The sequence below is a fragment of the Salinibacterium sp. 10G20-15 genome, assembly GCF_057365065.1.
The window spans coordinates 744484-760217 of sequence record NZ_CP195118.1 but is presented as its reverse complement, the minus strand read 5'-3'; the positions used below and the strand labels follow the sequence as shown (position 1 = coordinate 760217).

The following is a 15734-nucleotide window of genomic DNA, read 5'->3' as shown; positions in this document are numbered from 1 at the left end:
CCCCGCACCGGGACGCCGCGTCGTTGCGTCGTGCGCAATAAACCTGCCCGGCTGCGGTCGGGCGCGAAAGTGGCTATCCGGCGCCGCTCACCGGGAGTTATCATCGACTAAGAGTGGCTCGGAGCAGTGCTGATCGTTGCCGAACACTCGACTGAGTCGCTTTCTGCGGTGGCGATTCGGTCTAGTAGCGGCCGGGGCCCAGGGCCCGAGGCGCATCCGATTGGCATTTCCTATTTCTCGTTTCAGAAAGCTGCCATGACCCCGACCGACTCCATTCTGCGTGGCTACTTGAGTGACAACGCTGCTGGTGCTTCACCGCAGATTCTGGATGCTGTAGTCGCGGCATCCGCCGGCCCTGCGGCCCCCTACGGAAACGATGCGCTCACGGCTCAGATGCGCGCCAAGATGGCGGCTGCGTTCGAGTGCGAGCTCGACGTCTTTGCGGTGGGCACGGGCTCCGCAGCGAACGGTATCGGGCTTGCGGCTCTGACGCGCCCGTGGGGCAGCATTCTTGCTCACCGCGACAGCCACATCCAGAACGATGAGGCCGGCGCTCCCGAGTTCTTTAGCGACGGCTCAAAGATCGTGTTGCTCGGCGGGGAGCACTCCAAGATTGACCCCGATGAACTACGCGCAGCTGTGAAGGTGGGCGTGGGTGACGTGCACAGTGTTCAGGCCTCCGTACTCAGCATCACTCAGGTCACCGAGACGGGCAGCGTTTACACGATAGACGAGTTGCGCGTTCTGACGAGCATTGCGCGCGAGGCCGGCCTGCGCATCCACATGGACGGTGCCCGTTTTGCCAACGCTCTCGTTGCCCTCGATGTGAGCCCGGCCGAGATGACCTGGAAATTGGGCGTCGACATGCTCTCATTCGGTGCCACCAAGAACGGTGCGCTCACAGCGGATGCGATCGTCTGCTTTGACCCGACGCTGGCCACCGAGTTGTCGTTCCGCCACAAGCGCGGCGGGCAGCTCACTTCGAAGATGCGTTTTCAGGCCGCCCAACTCGATGCCTATCTGACCGATGATCTTTGGTTCGACAACGCGCGTCAGGCCAACGCCATGGCTGCACGGTTGCGTGCCGGAATCGCGGATGTCGCGGGCGTGACCGTCACGAGCGAACCCGGCAGCAACATCATCTTCGCCATCTTCTCCGACGAATTGACCGATGCTCTCCATGAGCGCGGTTTCGGTTTCTACGCCAACCGCTGGGAGCCCGGCGTCGTGCGCATCGTGGTGTCGTTCGCGCACCACGCCGCCGACATCGACGAGTTTGTCGCTGCCATCCGCGAGCTCGCTTAGCGCCTAGCTCCTAGCTCTTAGCCGGACCATCGGTCGAGTCGGTCCCGTCGTCGGGTTCGGTTTCGTCGGCCGCAATCTCCGTCGAGGTCGCAGGCTGCCTTGCAGACGCGGTCGCAGGCGCGCCGGTCGCTTCGGCTGCGGCGGTGGGTGACATCCCGATCGTGGTGCGCAGCACGGAGCCGCGCGCTACCGCAATCGCGATGACGGCCGTGGCAGTCACAAACGCGGCGATCATGAAGACGGAACCAAAGGCATCCGCGTAGGCGTGGTGGAACGCGGTTTGGATGGCTTCGGGTAGTCCGGTGATATCGAGGCTGGTTTCGCCGGAACCGTTCGAGAGGGCGCTGGGGTCGACGCCGATCTCGGCAAGGTCGTCCACGATGTTCGTGCTGACGTGATTGGTGAGAACCGCGCCGAGAACCGTGACGCCGACGGCGCCGCCGAGGGAGCGGAAGAAGGCGATGGCAGCCGAAGCTGAGCCGACATCCTTCACATCAACGGTGTTCTGGACGGCGAGCACGACGTTCTGCACGAGGGCACCGATGCCGACACCCATGAGCACCATGTAGATCGCGACGGTCCAGTAGGCGGTGTCGTGGGTGATGGTGCCGAGACCGGTGAGGCCGGCGAGCAGCAGAACACCACCGGTGAGCATGACGGGCTTCCAGCGACCGATGCGGCTGACGATGAGACCACCGATGGTGGCCGAGAGCAGCTGCGAGATGATCATCGGGATGGTCATCAGGCCAGCCTGCGTGGGGCTTGCTCCCGTGCCGAGTTGGAAGTACTGGGTGAGGAAGATGCCCGAGCCGAACATGCCGACACCGATGCCGACGCTGGCGACGATCATCCAGATGGTGGTCGAGTTGCCGAGCAGGCGCAGCGGAATCATCGGGGTGGGCGCGCGCAGTTCGACGATCACGGCAAAGAAGCCGACCACGAGGAAGGCGGCGAGGAAGGCGCCCGACTGCCACGAGATCCAGTCGTAGTCGTTGCCCGCGAAGGTCACCCAGAGCATGGGCAGGGCGGCGGTGATCGAGACGAGCAGTGCGCCTAGGTAGTCGAGGCGCGTCTGGCGGCGCACGGTCGCGGGCAGGTGCAGCTTCAGCTGCAGAACGATGAGGGCGATCACGGCCAGCGGAAGGCTCACGAAGAAGCACCAACGCCATCCCAGCGAGTCGGTGATGACGCCACCCAGCAGCGGGCCGGAGACGGTGGCCACGGCCATAACGGCACCCATGTAGCCGGCGTAGCGGCCGCGCTCACGGGGAGCGATGATCGAGCCCATGATCGACTGTACGAGGGCCGTAAGGCCACCCATCGCGATTCCTTGCAGGGCGCGGGCGATCATGAGCACGCCGATCGAACCCGCGAAGCCCGCAGCAATCGAGCCGACGAGGAAGAAGATGATCGAGAGCTGGGTCAGCAGCTTCTTGTCGTACAGGTCAGAAAGTTTGCCCCAGATGGGCGTGGTGATGGTCATCGCCAGCAGGCTCGCGGTGATGACCCAGGTGTACTGGCGCTGGGTGCCATCGAGCTCGGCGATGATCGTCGGCAGAGCGGTGGAGACGATCGTGGTGGAGATCATGGCGGTGAAGAGCGCGGCAAGAAGGCCGGTCATCACCTGCAGAATTTCGCGGTGAGTGTAGGTCACGGAGACGCCGGAGTCATCGGAGGATGGTGTCGTGGCGCGGGCGGGAGCGGTCATTCAGAGATCTCGTCTTCGTCGGTGGTACGGGTGTCAGTGCGGGTGTCAGTGCGGGTGTCAGTGAGGGCAGTGGTGGCAGGCGCGTTGGTGGGCGCGGTGCCGGATTCGGCGTCGGCCGGAGTCTCGGAGGGCTGAAGAACTTCAGCTAGTCGCTCATTCAGCACCGTGAGCAGGGCGACGGCGCGTTCGGCTTCCTCGGGGGTCCAGTCGTCAAGAGCTGCAGCGAATTTGTGGATGATGCGGCTGTCGCTCTCAGCGAGTGCTGCGCGTCCCTGCTCCGTAATGGAGATGAGGATCGCGCGGGCATCGAGCGGGTCGGCGCGGCGTTCGACGAGTGCTTCGGCTTCGAGCGCTTCGACAGCGCGCGAGGCAACGGGAGCAGAGACAACGAGCTGGTGGGCGAGTTCGCCGAGGCGCGCATCGCCCTCGAGGAGGTGGCGCAGAAAGCCGTACTTGGTGCCGGCGAGACTGCGCTCGCGGCTGCGCTGGGCGGCCTTGCGGAAGGTGCGGCTAATCGTCACCATTCCGGTGAGGATGGCCGTGGCATCCGTTTTGTCTAGCAAGCCTCATCTCCTTTAAGTACTTAGCGAGGGTAACTATATTGCTTACCTTAAGCAACTAACTGAGCGGATACGTTTTTCGGATGCGTTTTCCGGAGATGCAATCGCTCGCCCGCGGCGTTGTGGGGGAGTAGCGTCGGAGGGGTGATGAGCGCTGCAGCTGAAGAAGTATTGGCCGAGTTGGCTTCGCTTGACGACCCCAAGGTGCGGGCCGTGAACGAACGGCATGGCGATGACCACGGGGTGAACCTGAGCAAGCTGCGGGCTATCGCCAAGCGGCTCAAGACGCAGCATCCACTCGCCGTGGAATTGTGGGCGACGGATGAGACTCCCGCGCAACTCGTGGCTCTGCTGATCTGCAAGCCCAAAGAATTCACTCGCGAAGAGCTGGATGTCATGGTGCGCCAGGCGCGAGCATCGAAGGTGCGCGAGTGGTTGATCAACTATGTCGTCAAGAAGAGCCCGCACGCCGAAGAATTGCGCGTGGCGTGGACAGCGGCCCCGGATGCCGGCGTGCGCAGCGCGGGGTGGGCGCTTACCGCTGAGCGGGTGCGCAAGAACGCTGACGGGCTCGACCTGCCGAGCTTGCTCGATGTCGTCGAGACCGAGATGAAGGATGCTCCGGATCGACTGCAGTGGGAGATGAACAACACGCTCGCCTATATCGGCATCGAGCATGCCGAGCTTCGCGAGCGGGCACTCGAGATCGGCGAACGGCTCGAGGTGCTGAAGGACTACCCGACCTCGCCGGGGTGCACCTCGCCTTACGCGCCGCTGTGGATCGCAGAGATGGTGCGCCGTCAGGAAAAGTCATGATGCCGCCCGAGGTCGCAGCGACCTTTGCCGACTACCCCGAGGCGATACGCACCGAGCTGCTCACGCTTCGCGAGCTGATCCTGGCCACGGCATCCGAGACCGAAGGCGTTGGCGCGATCACCGAAACGCTCAAGTGGGGCGAGCCCGCGTATCTCACGTGCCAGACGCGCAGCGGCAGCACGATTCGCATCGCCCCGACCAATTCAAAGTCGACGCACGACTATGCGATGTTCTTTATCTGTAGTACGAACCTGGTGAACGAATTTCGGGCCCAGTTCGGCGACACGTTTGCTTATGAGGGGGAGCGCGCGGTGCTGTTCACCGTCGGCGACCGGGTGCCCGTTGATGAGCTGCGTGAGTGCGTGCGGCAGGCACTCACGTACCACCTGCGACGCTAATGGCGTTCGTCGCGCTCAATTCGCTGGCAACAGCCGTCGAAGTCTGGCCACTATTGGTCCCGATTCTCCCGCCCCTCAGGTAGGGGCTGACTGGATCAGTTCCGCCCTCGGCGGCACGAGCGTGATGATCGAGGATGCCGCCCACTACCCCGCAGTCGCAGCAGCCTGAGCAGACAAACGCTGCCATTCTCGAGTTCCTGCGCGCTTTGAGGCTTGAGGCTCGAGGCTCTTGGGCGCGGACAACCGGGGCCGATGCTTTAGGGATCGTTGATTCAAGCAGCAACTCCGAAAGACACTGTGCCGAGGGCCGGGCTCAACTCCGCCGCCGCCATCGAGCGGGCTGCTCAGCTTCTCGACGAGCACGGTTCCGACAGCCTCAATGTGGCCGCAGTGGCAATCAGCTTCGGGGTGAAGATTCTCGCCCTTTATAAGCACGTCGACGGAGTGCAGGGGGATTAGAGGAACATCGCGGCTGCAGCAAACACGACAGTTGAGCCGACCACTTGAACGAGAGCTAAAGCGGAAATTCCCAAGCCGATCCCCGCCGCGAGTTGTGGTTTGTGGCTGCACTGCGCCAGCGATTCCGAAACCGAGGCCGATCAAGGAGAGGGAAGGCTAGCTACCGCTCGACGTGAACCTGCACTTCGTCGCCGACGTCTTTCTTGAGCTTCTTGCGTAGTGCCGCGCTCACGGAGATGAAGTGATCGCCTTGACCGGATGGCATGAGTGCCGAAGTTACTGCAATACCGTCGACCGTGACGTTTGCCTTGACCGATTTTCCGGTTCCGAAGAAATCCTTCGAACCTGGGACTTCGATCACCGACCAGCTCGGCATCCACTCCGGATTGATGATGGTTCCAGTGAAGTTGAGGTTATCTGCCATTTAGCGAGCCTATGAGGGGCATGTTCAGAATGGCAAGGATGTTCTAGGCAAAGTCGGTAGCAACCGCGTTGCGGTGGTACTCAAAGATCATGCTCGTATTGGTGGAGGCAACGCTGTGGCGGGCCGACAAGTGGTCGACCACGAATAGCCGAACCTTTGACGAGTTCTCGACCGCAATGTGCACGAGAAAGTCGTCACCGCCACCCACGAAGAACAGCTGAATCACTTCGGGCAGCCGACGGATTTCTTCTGTAAAGGCTTGGATGCTTTCTTGGCGGGCACCCGGGCGCAGCGAGACTCCGATGATCGCTTGCAGCCCGCGCCCGAGCTTCGCCTGGTTGAGCGCGGCGTGATACCCCGTGATGAGACCGCGATCGAAGAGTGACTTGATTCGAGTGTGAGCGGTGGATGCCGCAATGCCGACGGTGCTCGCGATTGCCGCGTTGCTCATCCGGGCATCCCGCGAGAGAAGGGTGAGGATCTTGGTATCGATCGGGTCTAGCTCGTCAGCCATGCGAAGATCCTTCGGTCGGAAAGCGGATTCAGCGCAATTTTGGCATGGATTTGGGCTCCAGCACACTAATTTCCGATCAAAATTCTGACTTTTCCACAAAAGACAGAATTTCTGACAGGGTTGAGCAACTCCACTCCGCTGCGAAAGGTAAGTCGATGCGTATTTCTGTGCCTGCTGAAATCAAGAACAACGAAAATCGTGTTGCGATAACCCCGGCGGGCGTCGACACCTTGGTGGCTGGCGGGCACGCTGTCACCATTCAGTCTGGTGCTGGTCTTGGCAGCGGCTTCACGGATGAGCTGTATGCGGCGGCAGGCGCACAGATTGTCGCCGACGCTGACGAGGTATGGGCATCCGCCGACCTCGTTGTGAAGGTCAAAGAGCCGATCGCTTCGGAGTACGGCTACTTTCGCAAAGACCTCGTTCTTTTCACCTACTTGCATCTCGCTGCCGACCGCGCGCTGACTGAAGCCCTCGTTGCTTCGGGAACCACCGCGATTGCTTACGAGACTGTTCAGGGCGACGACCGTTCGCTTCCTCTTCTTGCCCCGATGAGTGAGGTCGCTGGTCGACTCTCCATCGTCGCTGGCGCTCACGCTCTGCTCAAGGCCGAGGGTGGCAGCGGCCAGCTCCTCGGTGGAGTTGCCGGAACTCCCAAGGCCAAGGTCGTTGTTATCGGTGGCGGTGTTGCCGGTGAGCACGCCGCAGCGAACGCTCTCGGCTTGGGTGCTGACGTCACGATCATCGACATCTCGCTCCCACGTCTTCGTGCGCTCGAAGTGCGCTTCAACGGTGAGGTTCAGACCCGCGTTTCAACGCGCTACGAAATCGCCGAGCAGCTTCTCGAGGCTGACCTCGTTATCGGCTCGGTGCTGATCCCGGGCGCCGCAGCTCCCAAGCTCGTCACGGACGAAATGGTGGCATCGATGAAGCCCGGTTCCGTGCTCGTCGACATCGCGATCGACCAGGGCGGATGCTTCGAAGGCTCCCACGCCACGACCTACGACGACCCCACTTTCACCGTTCACAACTCGCTCTACTACTGCGTTGCCAACATGCCCGGCGCTGTTCCTCGCACCTCGACCCGCGCGCTCAGCAACGCCACGTTGCCGTTCGTGGTCGCCATCGCGAACCACGGCTGGGACGCAGCCGCTGCCGCCTCGCCGGCACTTGCTCGCGGACTCAACGTCGCCAACGGCGAAATCGTCAACGAGGGTGTTCGCGCAGCAATGGCGCGCTAGCAATCTTTCTTTGCAGTCGCTCGTTAGTCGTCCACTAACGGTGGTCGGCTAGCGAGAGTGTTAGCCGACCGCTTGAGTGACTAGCTTGCTCACTTGGGCTTCGACGTCATCCGTCCACTCCACTAGGGCGTAGGCCGCAGGCCACATCGGGCCATCATCGAGGGCAGCTTCGTCGCTGAACCCGAGGGTCGCATAGCGTGACTTGAATTTGCGGGCGGCCTGAAAGAAGCACACGATCGTGCCGTCTTTGGCGTAGGCGGGCATCCCGTACCACGTCTTCGGTGTGAGGTTGGGGGCGGCGGCGAGCACGGTGGCGTGCACGTGTTCGGCCAGTGTGCGATCGTCGTCAGGCATTTCGGCAATCTTGCTGAGCACATCTTTCAGATCTTCGGCAGCGGATGCTTCACGCTTCGCTTCTCGAGCGCGCTCCTTCATCGCCGCACGTTCTTCTGCGCTGAAACTCTCTTTTGCCATTGATGGGCCTCCTTGAGGTGAGATTACTCTCGTAGCGGGATGGTCTCTAGTGCGCGATTGACGGTTACTTTTTGACGGCGAGCTGAGGGTTAGCTCGCACCCGTCCGGGCCAGCGAGAATAAATTAGTCTTCATGAGTCAGGACGCAGAACTGTTGATTCACTCGACTCCTGATGCCAGCTGGCTGCCCGATGGAGGGCGAGCCGACGTCATCCGTTCGAATGTGGCCCCTAGTCCGGCGAGTTTGGTGAGGTTGCTTCTCCGTCGGGGCACCTCAGTCTTTTGTGTGCCGCGAGACGGGTCAGAGAAACTGGATCTGCCCACCCAACGGGTGTTGCCATCCGATTCTGAGGGCCGAGACGCGGCGCAGCATCTCGCGCAGTTTGTTCTCGGCACCCCGACCGAACCACAGCCGATCGGGTTCGTTCGCAATGTTGTCACGACAGTGGCGTAAGGCTACGAGTGGCCGACTCCTCATGCTCACTTCACGCTGTGGGCAGCGGATGGTAGTCCGGTGATATCCGGAACGTGGGTTGATATCGGCACCCGCTCAGAGCTCTCAGACCGACACTGGTTTCCGCTTCTAGAGTGACAGCGCATTCTGGCGCGCGTGAAACTCTCGCGCCTGCGTGGTGAGCCAGCCGAAGAGCAGTTCGCGGTCGCGTTCGCTTGCCTTGTCGTCTTCGGGATGCCACTGCACGGCAATCAGGGGAGAGGTCGGGTCGGTGCTTTCCACCGCTTCGACCACGCCGTCCGCCGCGCGACCGGTGGCAGTGAGTCCGGCGCCCACGACATCCACCGCTTGGTGATGACCGGAGCGGATTGTCATCGTGCCGTCGCCATACAGTTCAGAGAGTTGCGAAGCGGGCTCGAGGGTCACGTCGTGATCGACCATCGCGTCGACTCCGCCGCCGCTGTGCACGACAGCGCTCGGCTCGAGGTGCTGGATGAGGGTTCCACCGCGCGCAACATTCACGATGTGCATCCCGCGGCAGATCGCGAGCAGCGGCAGGCGACGTTCGGTGGCCTGGTTCACGAGTTCGATGTCGACGCGGTCGGTGGTGCGGTCGATGTTGTAAAGCTTCGGATGCCGCTCCGGTGCCCCATACTCGTCGGGGTCAACATCGCCACCGCCGAGAAGCACGACGCCGTCTGCCTGGCTGAGCGCAGCATCCACGTCAGCGGCGGTAAAGCCTTCAACGCTGATGACGCGCGCACCGGTCGCTTCGATGGCCGATTTCATGGATGCTTCGAGCCCATGAATGAGGGCCGTCAGCTCGGGCTTCTCGTGAGCGCCACCTGCCGAAGCTTTCGACAAAACGATGGTGGGAACGTACTCCGGGGTCGTGGTCATGGGCGGAATCCTCTTGCTTGCATCCGGTCGCTCAGACCGCTGGCTTCAGCCTAAATGACGCGGGATCGTCTGCCGGGGCAGGAACACGAAGTCGATCTGCGCGTCAGCTCAAGGGTGCAACACAATCTTGCCGACGTGCGCCCGACGAGCGAGCTCTTCCTGGGCTTCGGCAGCCTGCGCGAGCGGGAACGTTGCGGCGACGAGAGGTGTGATTTCTGCCCGTCGTGCCATGTCCATGAGCAACTCGAAGTGCTCGGGCGTGTGCATCGTGGAGCCGATGAGTTGCAGATTGTGCAGGTAGAGGTCGCGCACATCGAAGCTGATCGTGTGACCGCCGAGGGCTCCAGCAACGACCCAGCGGCCGGCCTTGCGCAACAGGAAGTGTCCGTCATGAACGAAGTCTCCGGCGACAACATCGAGAACGACGTCAATGCCATTGGGGGCGGCGGCGCGCACTTGCTGGGGCACGTCGGTAGCGCGGTCGACAACGACGTCGGCACCGGCATCCAGAACCGCTTGAATTTTGGACCCGCTGCTGATCGCGATCACGCGGGCACCACGGGAGCGCGCCAACTGCACGAGCGCAACGCCAACGCCCCCGGAGGCTCCTGACACCAATACCGTCTCGCCCGACTGCAACCGGCCGCGTTCAATCATGCCGAGCGCGGTGCCGTACGAGATGGGCAGGGCGGCGAGCTGGTCGTCGCTCAGGGGTGACTCGGTCACGTCATGGATGCGGTCGGCCGGTGTGATCACGTATTCGGCGTAGCCGCCATCGCGTTCGCTGCCCATGAGCCCTGTGATGTTCGCGTCGGGTTCGTCCGCGTCGTAGATAGCGGGGTCGATGACCACGCGAGAGCCGAGCACGTCCGCGTCAACGCCTTCGCCGACGGCGACGACGTGGCCAGCAACATCCGCTCCCTGAATGCGCGGAAAATCCAGCGGCCCACGCCAGCCGGCGCGCGGGCCCGGCAGCCCGTATTCGCCTTCGCGCGTCCAGAGATCGGTGTTGTTGAGGGCCGCAGCGCTCACCTTCACGAGCACTTCGCCAGCGCCGGGAGCGGGAGTTGCCACCTCGGTCACGCGCAGAACTTCGGGCCCTCCGTGCTGGCTGAGCTGTACGGCGCGCATGGTGGTCGGAACGTCCATGGGGGTCTCCTCGTGGGTATACTGATCGGTGAACTAACCCCACAGTACACCGATCGGTAAAGGAGTGTCGAATGTCGGAGACGAAACCGATGACGGCCGCAGGGCACCGCATCTTGGATGCCGCCGGCGACCTCTTCTATGGTCGCGGAATTACGGCGGTCGGCGTCGATCTCATCGCCGAGCACTCGGGCGTGACCAAGCGCACCCTCTACAACCAGTTCGGTTCCAAAGATCAGCTCGTGGTCGCGTATCTCGAGGAGCGCGAACAGCGCTGGCAATTGCTGGTTCGCGAAACCATCGCCGCGGCCGCGTCACCGATCGAGGCAGTGCTCGCCCCTCTCGAAGCCCTCGGCGCTTGGAGCCAAAACAATCCGCGCGGCTGCGCCTTCATCAACGCCCTCGCCGAACTGCCCGACCCGACTCATCCCGCTCACGTCGTCGCCACGCAAGAAAAGCAGTGGCTGATCGACCTGTTCCGCGAGCTCGCAGCGGCGGCCGGATGCACGGCGCCCGACACGCTTGCCACTCAACTCTTGGTGCTGCACGGGGGCGCCCTCGTCACGCAACAGCTCTCGCTCGACACCCTCTCGGCCAGCATCGAGCTGGCGCGAGAACTCGTTCGGGCTGCGGCACCAGCGCACTCCTAGGCTCAGCACCTCGATAGACTGGACTGAGAAAACTTCAGTCTGATGGGGGCGTCATGGCAGTGGAACATACGGCAGCAGAACCGGCGGCGGAACCAAGCGCAGCGCAGCCCATCGCGGTGATCGCCGGGGCCAGCGGCTTTGTCGGGCCAGCAATCGCCGACGCCTTTCGCGAAGACGGTTACGACGTGCGGTTTATTGGCCGCAGCGCCGCCGTCACGTGGGATGACCCCGCAGCTATCGCCCGGCTCATCGATGGCTCGGCGATCGTCGTGAACCTCGCCGGTAAATCCGTGAACTGCCGCTACAACGACAAGAACCGCAACGAGATTTTGCGCTCGCGGGTGGAAACAACTCGGGCACTGCGCGAGGCGATTGCCGCGGCATCCGCCCCGCCCGCCATCTGGATGAACGCCTCAACCGCCACGATCTATCGCCACTCAACCGACCGCCCGAACAGCGACGACAACGGCGAACTCGGCAAAGGGTTTTCGGTGGATGTTGCCCGCAACTGGGAGAACGAATTCTTCGAAGGCGACCTGCCGCACACGCGCCGCGTTGCCCTCCGCATGGCGATCGTGCTCGGCGATGGCCCCGCCACAAACCTGCTGCTGCGACTCGCGCGGATCGGACTCGGCGGCCCCCAAATCGACGGTTGGTGGTTCGGCCACAACCGTTACCGCGGCATCGGCCCGACACCTACCGGCAGCGGTCGCGCCGAAGGTCACAAGACGGGCGGGCGCCAAAAGTTCAGCTGGATTCACCTTGACGATGTCGTGCGTGCGATCCGATTCGTGCGCGACAACGACACGATTGCCGGGCCCGTCAATCTCGCGAGCCCCAATCCCTCCGACAACCGCACGCTCATGGGCATCCTGCGTGAAGCGGTCGGTGCACCGTTTGGTTTGCCTGCCTGGCGATGGATGCTCGAGCCCGCCATGGGGGTGCTCAGAACCGAACCCGAACTCATCCTGAAGAGCCGCTGGGTTGTGCCCGGAACTCTCACCGAGGCGGGTTTCACGTTCGAGCATCCCGATCTCGCGGACGCCATCGCCGACATTTCCGGCCGTTAGCGCGCAGCCTTGCTGCTTCGCACGAGCACGGACGCTTAGTTGTTGCCCGTCGCAGCCGTCGAGTCTCGTAGTCGCTGAGCAGCTCAGTCGTCGAGCAGCTCAGTCGTTGAGTGGCACAACATCCCACCGCCCGAACAGGGTGAAGCCGGCAGCGAGCGCCACCGCCGACGACCCATCGTTGCCGAGCTGGCAGCGGTATTGCGGTTCGTAGCCGTCCGCGAGAGCACGTGCGCTGATGGCGCGAACAGTCTGGGTGGCGAATCCCTGACCTCGATACTCGGGCAAGGTGATGATGCCGAGATCGGCCAGTTGCGAGCCGCGCCACGGGTACATGCTCGAGGCAGCGATGAGCCGGTCATCCGCAAAGGTTCCGTACACAAGCCAGTGATCAAGTTCCACAAACGCTTCGTCGAGCTCGTTCTCGGGGATCGCCGCCGTGAACTGTTCGAACGCTGCGGCATCCGCTTCGGTCAGTGGACGCGTTGATTCCGGGGTGACCTCGGCGCGCAGCGTCTCTTGGGCGTGCCGCGGGAGGTAGAAAAGTCGATCGGTGCCATTGAGCGCGACGCCGGCAGCGTCGAGTTCGGAGCGCAGCTGGTCGCTCGTGATCCGTTGCCCGTCGGTGAAATCAAGACGCTCGGCAAATGACGTCACGAGGTTCACGATGCTCGGCCCCACTGCTACATCGAGCAGGGTGACGGCGGTGTTTGTGGGCAGCGAATCAGCGACCCGCACCACGTACAGGGCGTCGAAAGCGGGCTCGCGTTCGTACGTCGGCAACCAGTAGTCGAACACAATCGGTGAATACATTCGAACCCTCTCGGATGCCGTAGCGAGACTGCAGCACTGCCCCAGTGGCAGAGTCGCAGACTAGCAAATGGCGCTCCGAACCGGTGCTACAGGCGAATCGCAGCGGGTTCGAGCAGCTCGACCCAACGAGCCTCGGGTCGCGCTGCGTCGGTGGCAGCCTCAACGGGAGTGAGCGCATCCGCGCCGATGAGGGCGCCGAGATCGAGCCCGGTGACCTCGGCGATATCCGCAATGGGAACTTGGAAGGTGCGGAAGGGGCCGAGCGGCGGGGGAGCGTCGTTGGCGAGAGCCAGGGCACGGGCCTCATCGAGGTCGATGTCGGAGAGTTGCGGTCGTTGGTCGAGGAGGAACCCGGCGGCTCGAAGCTCAATACGGGCGTCAGTAGCTTCGTCAGCGTCATCAGCTTGGCCAGTGTCGCTCGCCGTTGTCCACGCCGCGATCTTCCAGAACAGTTGTGGGATGCCGACGCCCCGATAGAGCGGATCGTCGTGACCCAGCACGGGTGCGGTGAAGACGCTGATGCGGTTCCGGTTCGCTCGCGCGTACTCCAGCACGTGATCTTCGAGCCCCAGCCACAGTTCCTTCGATTGGTTGAATCCAGCGGCCTGCGGTGCAGCGTTTGTAAAGGCGAAGGTGTCGTAGTTGGCGCGAGCCGCCGTTGCCCCATCGCCCCACACCGGGTCGCGGCGGCGCACGAGGTGCCCGCGATCGAGGTCGTTGCGCGCGTAGACCGCCTCGCCGGTTTGTTCGTGTTCCGGGATGCGCGGATCAAGGTGCCAGTCATTGCCGCGACCAACGTTCACCAGCTGGGCACCATCGATGTTCACGCCGGTTGCGGTGGCGAGCCCGCGGGACGGATTCAAGCTCACCGAGAAGTGGGTGTACGCGAGTTCGCGATTCGCTACAGCGGGCGCGGCGGCGGCCGCCGCCGCCGCAGCAGCCGCAAGCGAAGGGAACGCAACAGCTACGCCGAGAAAGTCTGAGTCGTACCCGTCAGTGTCGAACGCTGCGTCATCCATGAGGGTAGTGAAGCAGTCGCGCCTGACATTGTGCTGCGCCGGAACCAGCACCGGCGGCACCGGTCGCCGACGTTAATCTCGCAGCGGCAATGCTCGAATGGCTGGGGTCTTGTCGCTCGCGAGCCGAGCGTGTAACTCGACATCGAATCGTTCGTTCTCGTACCGAAGCTTCTGTCGTTGGATGCCTTCGGAGTTGAAGCCTGCACGCGTAGCGACACCGCACGATGCGGGATTATTGACGCGGTGACCAAGCTCGAGCCGAAAGAGACCGTCGGCGAATGCCCATTCTGTTATCGCGGCCAACGCCCGAGTCGCGAGCCCTGTGCCGCGGGCCGGCTCAGCGAGCCAGTAGTAGACCCAAGCTGTTCCATGTCGCCTGTCGATGTGCGTGATTCCAACGTTGCCCACTGCGGCACCCTTCGTGATGATGGCCCAGTTCATGTGGGTGTCGCTTCGACCGAGGTCATCGGCAATGAACTTCTGCGCCAGGTGCTCCGTTGCAAGGTCGGGGGACCCCAACTGCACTGTCAGTTCCGGTGACGAACGGTAGGCATTGATCAGCGCTGGAGCATCGCTGGCGACCCAGAAGCGTAAATGGGGATCCGTCTGCTGCGCCGTGACGGAGGATTCCACGTTAGTCATCACTAAGGGTGGTGCTTTTTCGTTGGATCAGTCGACGATCTCAGTTTGAGTAGCGATATAAGCGCGCTCGTCGTCGTTGAGGTACTGGGGTGCAGAAGGCACATCGCTCCCCGTTAGCGTCCGGATTTCGTCGAGCACTGTCGCGCTGATCTCCCCATGGAGATCCTCCTGCAGCGAATGCTTCGCTGAGATGCTGAGTTCGGGCCACCAGCGCTCGATGGGGGAAAGGTTCGTGTCTGAATCCATGGGGTTCCTCTCGCTATCGGTTGACCTATTCTGCACTACGTGGATGCTTATGCTCAGAGCGCCCGCCAACCACCGTTCGACCTGTCGCTGAGAGCGCAATCGCACAATGACGAGCTCGGGATGCTTGCGCTCGAGAGCGGGAATTTCAGCGTGGTACTTCTTGCGAGTCGAGATAGCCCACTTCACGACATGCTCGCGGTCGGTAAAGAACGTCCGTAACGGCGCTTCGATATTGCCGTTCCAGAGTTGCTCGCGACGCAGAGCGCGACGGAAGGTGCGGCCGATCAATCGCGGAAGCGTGACGCGCAGGAACGGGAGGTCGAGCCACACGACAAGATCGACGTGTTCGGCCAGAAGGGGCCGAGCCGAATCGTACTGCCACTCGGTGACCCATGCGTCTGTCGCGATGAGAGCGCGCAGGTCTTCGAGGAACTCGGTGCGCGGCGTCCACTGCGGGCCGTGAAACAGGGCATCGATCTCGGTGTGAGGAATCGCGATGGCGTCGGCAATCCGCAGAGCAAGAGTCGTCTTGCCTGAGCCTGACACTCCTGCCACAATTACGCGGCGTGGCCGCTGAGACAGCGGATCGTTGCTCGACAACATGGGGGCAAGTTTAGGTGCGCTCGGTAACTTACGGGGCTCGTGCGCACATGGTGATTCCGGCGAAATGTCAGTGGTTGCGGGTAGTTTTGAAGAAAGTTGGCCGACACGCCGAGACACTACATCTGGGGTAATGACATGGGTGTCATTACCCATATATAGTGAAATCTCCGACAAACCGTCGGCAAACTTCGAGAAGACTTTAAGGAGGATCGAATGGATAACGAAAACGACACCGTTGGCGGATACGCAATTCCCGTCGACCCAATGGATCTTCTGCAGTGCGACAGCTGCCAGTA

Annotated in this window: 18 protein-coding genes; 7 read left to right on the top strand and 11 right to left on the bottom strand. The window is 62.6% G+C overall.

The features are described 5' to 3' along the window. Positions 1-255 precede the first annotated feature (255 nt). Entirely contained in the window at positions 256-1305 is a 1050-nt protein-coding gene (locus ACR3YK_RS03580; protein WP_486175864.1) for a threonine aldolase family protein, read from the top strand. 10 nt (positions 1306-1315) lie between these two features. Here ACR3YK_RS03580 and ACR3YK_RS03575 read toward each other — a convergent pair whose 3' ends face one another. Next, the gene (locus ACR3YK_RS03575; RefSeq protein ID WP_486175863.1) at positions 1316-3013 is read right to left on the bottom strand and encodes an MDR family MFS transporter; all 1698 of its coding nucleotides are present in this window, start codon (positions 3011-3013) and stop codon (positions 1316-1318) included. Next, positions 3010-3576, bottom strand: coding sequence for a MarR family winged helix-turn-helix transcriptional regulator (locus tag ACR3YK_RS03570; RefSeq protein WP_486175862.1), 567 nt, complete (start codon positions 3574-3576; stop codon positions 3010-3012). The genes ACR3YK_RS03575 and ACR3YK_RS03570 overlap by 4 nt, the downstream gene beginning before the upstream one ends. Before the next feature lie 144 nt (positions 3577-3720). Here ACR3YK_RS03570 and ACR3YK_RS03565 point away from each other — a divergent pair, with 144 nt between their 5' ends. From ACR3YK_RS03565 to ACR3YK_RS03555, 3 genes are all read left to right on the top strand, one after another. Next, positions 3721-4389, top strand: a complete 669-nt coding sequence (locus ACR3YK_RS03565; RefSeq protein WP_486176365.1) for a DNA alkylation repair protein — start codon at positions 3721-3723, stop codon at positions 4387-4389. Continuing rightward, positions 4386-4787, top strand: a complete 402-nt coding sequence (locus ACR3YK_RS03560) for a DUF1801 domain-containing protein (protein ID WP_486175861.1) — start codon at positions 4386-4388, stop codon at positions 4785-4787. Before ACR3YK_RS03565 ends, ACR3YK_RS03560 begins: the two co-directional genes overlap by 4 nt. Before the next feature lie 267 nt (positions 4788-5054). After that, the gene (locus tag ACR3YK_RS03555) at positions 5055-5246 is read left to right on the top strand and encodes a hypothetical protein (RefSeq protein ID WP_486175860.1); all 192 of its coding nucleotides are present in this window, start codon (positions 5055-5057) and stop codon (positions 5244-5246) included. Between the two features lie 160 nt (positions 5247-5406). On the opposite strand, the gene ACR3YK_RS03550 is transcribed toward ACR3YK_RS03555, so the two are convergent. Both ACR3YK_RS03550 and ACR3YK_RS03545 read right to left on the bottom strand, forming a co-directional pair. Further along, positions 5407-5670 carry a DUF1905 domain-containing protein gene (locus ACR3YK_RS03550; RefSeq protein WP_486175859.1) on the bottom strand — a complete coding sequence of 88 codons (264 nt, stop codon included), beginning with the start codon at positions 5668-5670 and terminating at the stop codon, positions 5407-5409. Between the two features lie 43 nt (positions 5671-5713). After that, complete coding sequence (locus ACR3YK_RS03545; protein ID WP_100389443.1) at positions 5714-6184, bottom strand: Lrp/AsnC family transcriptional regulator; 471 nt, start codon at positions 6182-6184, stop codon at positions 5714-5716. 155 nt (positions 6185-6339) lie between these two features. Between ACR3YK_RS03545 and ald the strand changes: the two genes are divergently transcribed. Then, a complete protein-coding gene (gene ald / locus ACR3YK_RS03540) occupies positions 6340-7425 on the top strand; it encodes an alanine dehydrogenase (RefSeq protein WP_486175858.1) in 1086 nt (361 codons plus the stop codon). 60 nt (positions 7426-7485) lie between these two features. Here the strand turns inward: ald and ACR3YK_RS03535 are convergent, their stop codons facing one another. From ACR3YK_RS03535 to ACR3YK_RS03525, 3 genes are all read right to left on the bottom strand, one after another. Further along, a complete protein-coding gene (locus ACR3YK_RS03535; RefSeq protein WP_486175857.1) occupies positions 7486-7899 on the bottom strand; it encodes an iron chaperone in 414 nt (137 codons plus the stop codon). Between the two features lie 582 nt (positions 7900-8481). After that, a complete protein-coding gene (locus tag ACR3YK_RS03530; RefSeq protein WP_486175856.1) occupies positions 8482-9252 on the bottom strand; it encodes a gamma-glutamyl-gamma-aminobutyrate hydrolase family protein in 771 nt (256 codons plus the stop codon). A gap of 108 nt (positions 9253-9360) precedes the next feature. Then, positions 9361-10401, bottom strand: a complete 1041-nt coding sequence (locus ACR3YK_RS03525; protein WP_486175855.1) for a zinc-binding dehydrogenase — start codon at positions 10399-10401, stop codon at positions 9361-9363. Between the two features lie 71 nt (positions 10402-10472). On the opposite strand from ACR3YK_RS03525, the gene ACR3YK_RS03520 reads away from it, so the two are divergent. Continuing rightward, complete coding sequence (locus ACR3YK_RS03520; protein ID WP_486175854.1) at positions 10473-11048, top strand: TetR/AcrR family transcriptional regulator; 576 nt, start codon at positions 10473-10475, stop codon at positions 11046-11048. Between the two features lie 53 nt (positions 11049-11101). Next, positions 11102-12118, top strand: a complete 1017-nt coding sequence (locus ACR3YK_RS03515; RefSeq protein WP_486175853.1) for an epimerase — start codon at positions 11102-11104, stop codon at positions 12116-12118. A gap of 99 nt (positions 12119-12217) precedes the next feature. Here ACR3YK_RS03515 and ACR3YK_RS03510 read toward each other — a convergent pair whose 3' ends face one another. The 4 genes from ACR3YK_RS03510 to ACR3YK_RS03495 form a co-directional block, all read right to left on the bottom strand. Then, positions 12218-12928: a GNAT family N-acetyltransferase gene (locus ACR3YK_RS03510; protein ID WP_486175852.1), complete on the bottom strand. Its 711-nt coding sequence runs from the start codon at positions 12926-12928 to the stop codon at positions 12218-12220. Positions 12929-13014: 86 nt separating this feature from the next. Beyond that, positions 13015-13947 (bottom strand): DNA/RNA non-specific endonuclease, encoded by a 933-nt coding sequence (locus tag ACR3YK_RS03505; protein WP_486175851.1) that lies wholly within the window; start codon positions 13945-13947, stop codon positions 13015-13017. 72 nt (positions 13948-14019) lie between these two features. Continuing rightward, complete coding sequence (locus ACR3YK_RS03500) at positions 14020-14580, bottom strand: GNAT family N-acetyltransferase (RefSeq protein ID WP_486175850.1); 561 nt, start codon at positions 14578-14580, stop codon at positions 14020-14022. Between the two features lie 36 nt (positions 14581-14616). Further along, on the bottom strand, positions 14617-15438 hold the full coding sequence (locus ACR3YK_RS03495) for a P-loop NTPase family protein (RefSeq protein WP_486175849.1): 822 nt from the start codon (positions 15436-15438) through the stop codon (positions 14617-14619). Between the last annotated feature and the right edge of the window lie 296 nt (positions 15439-15734).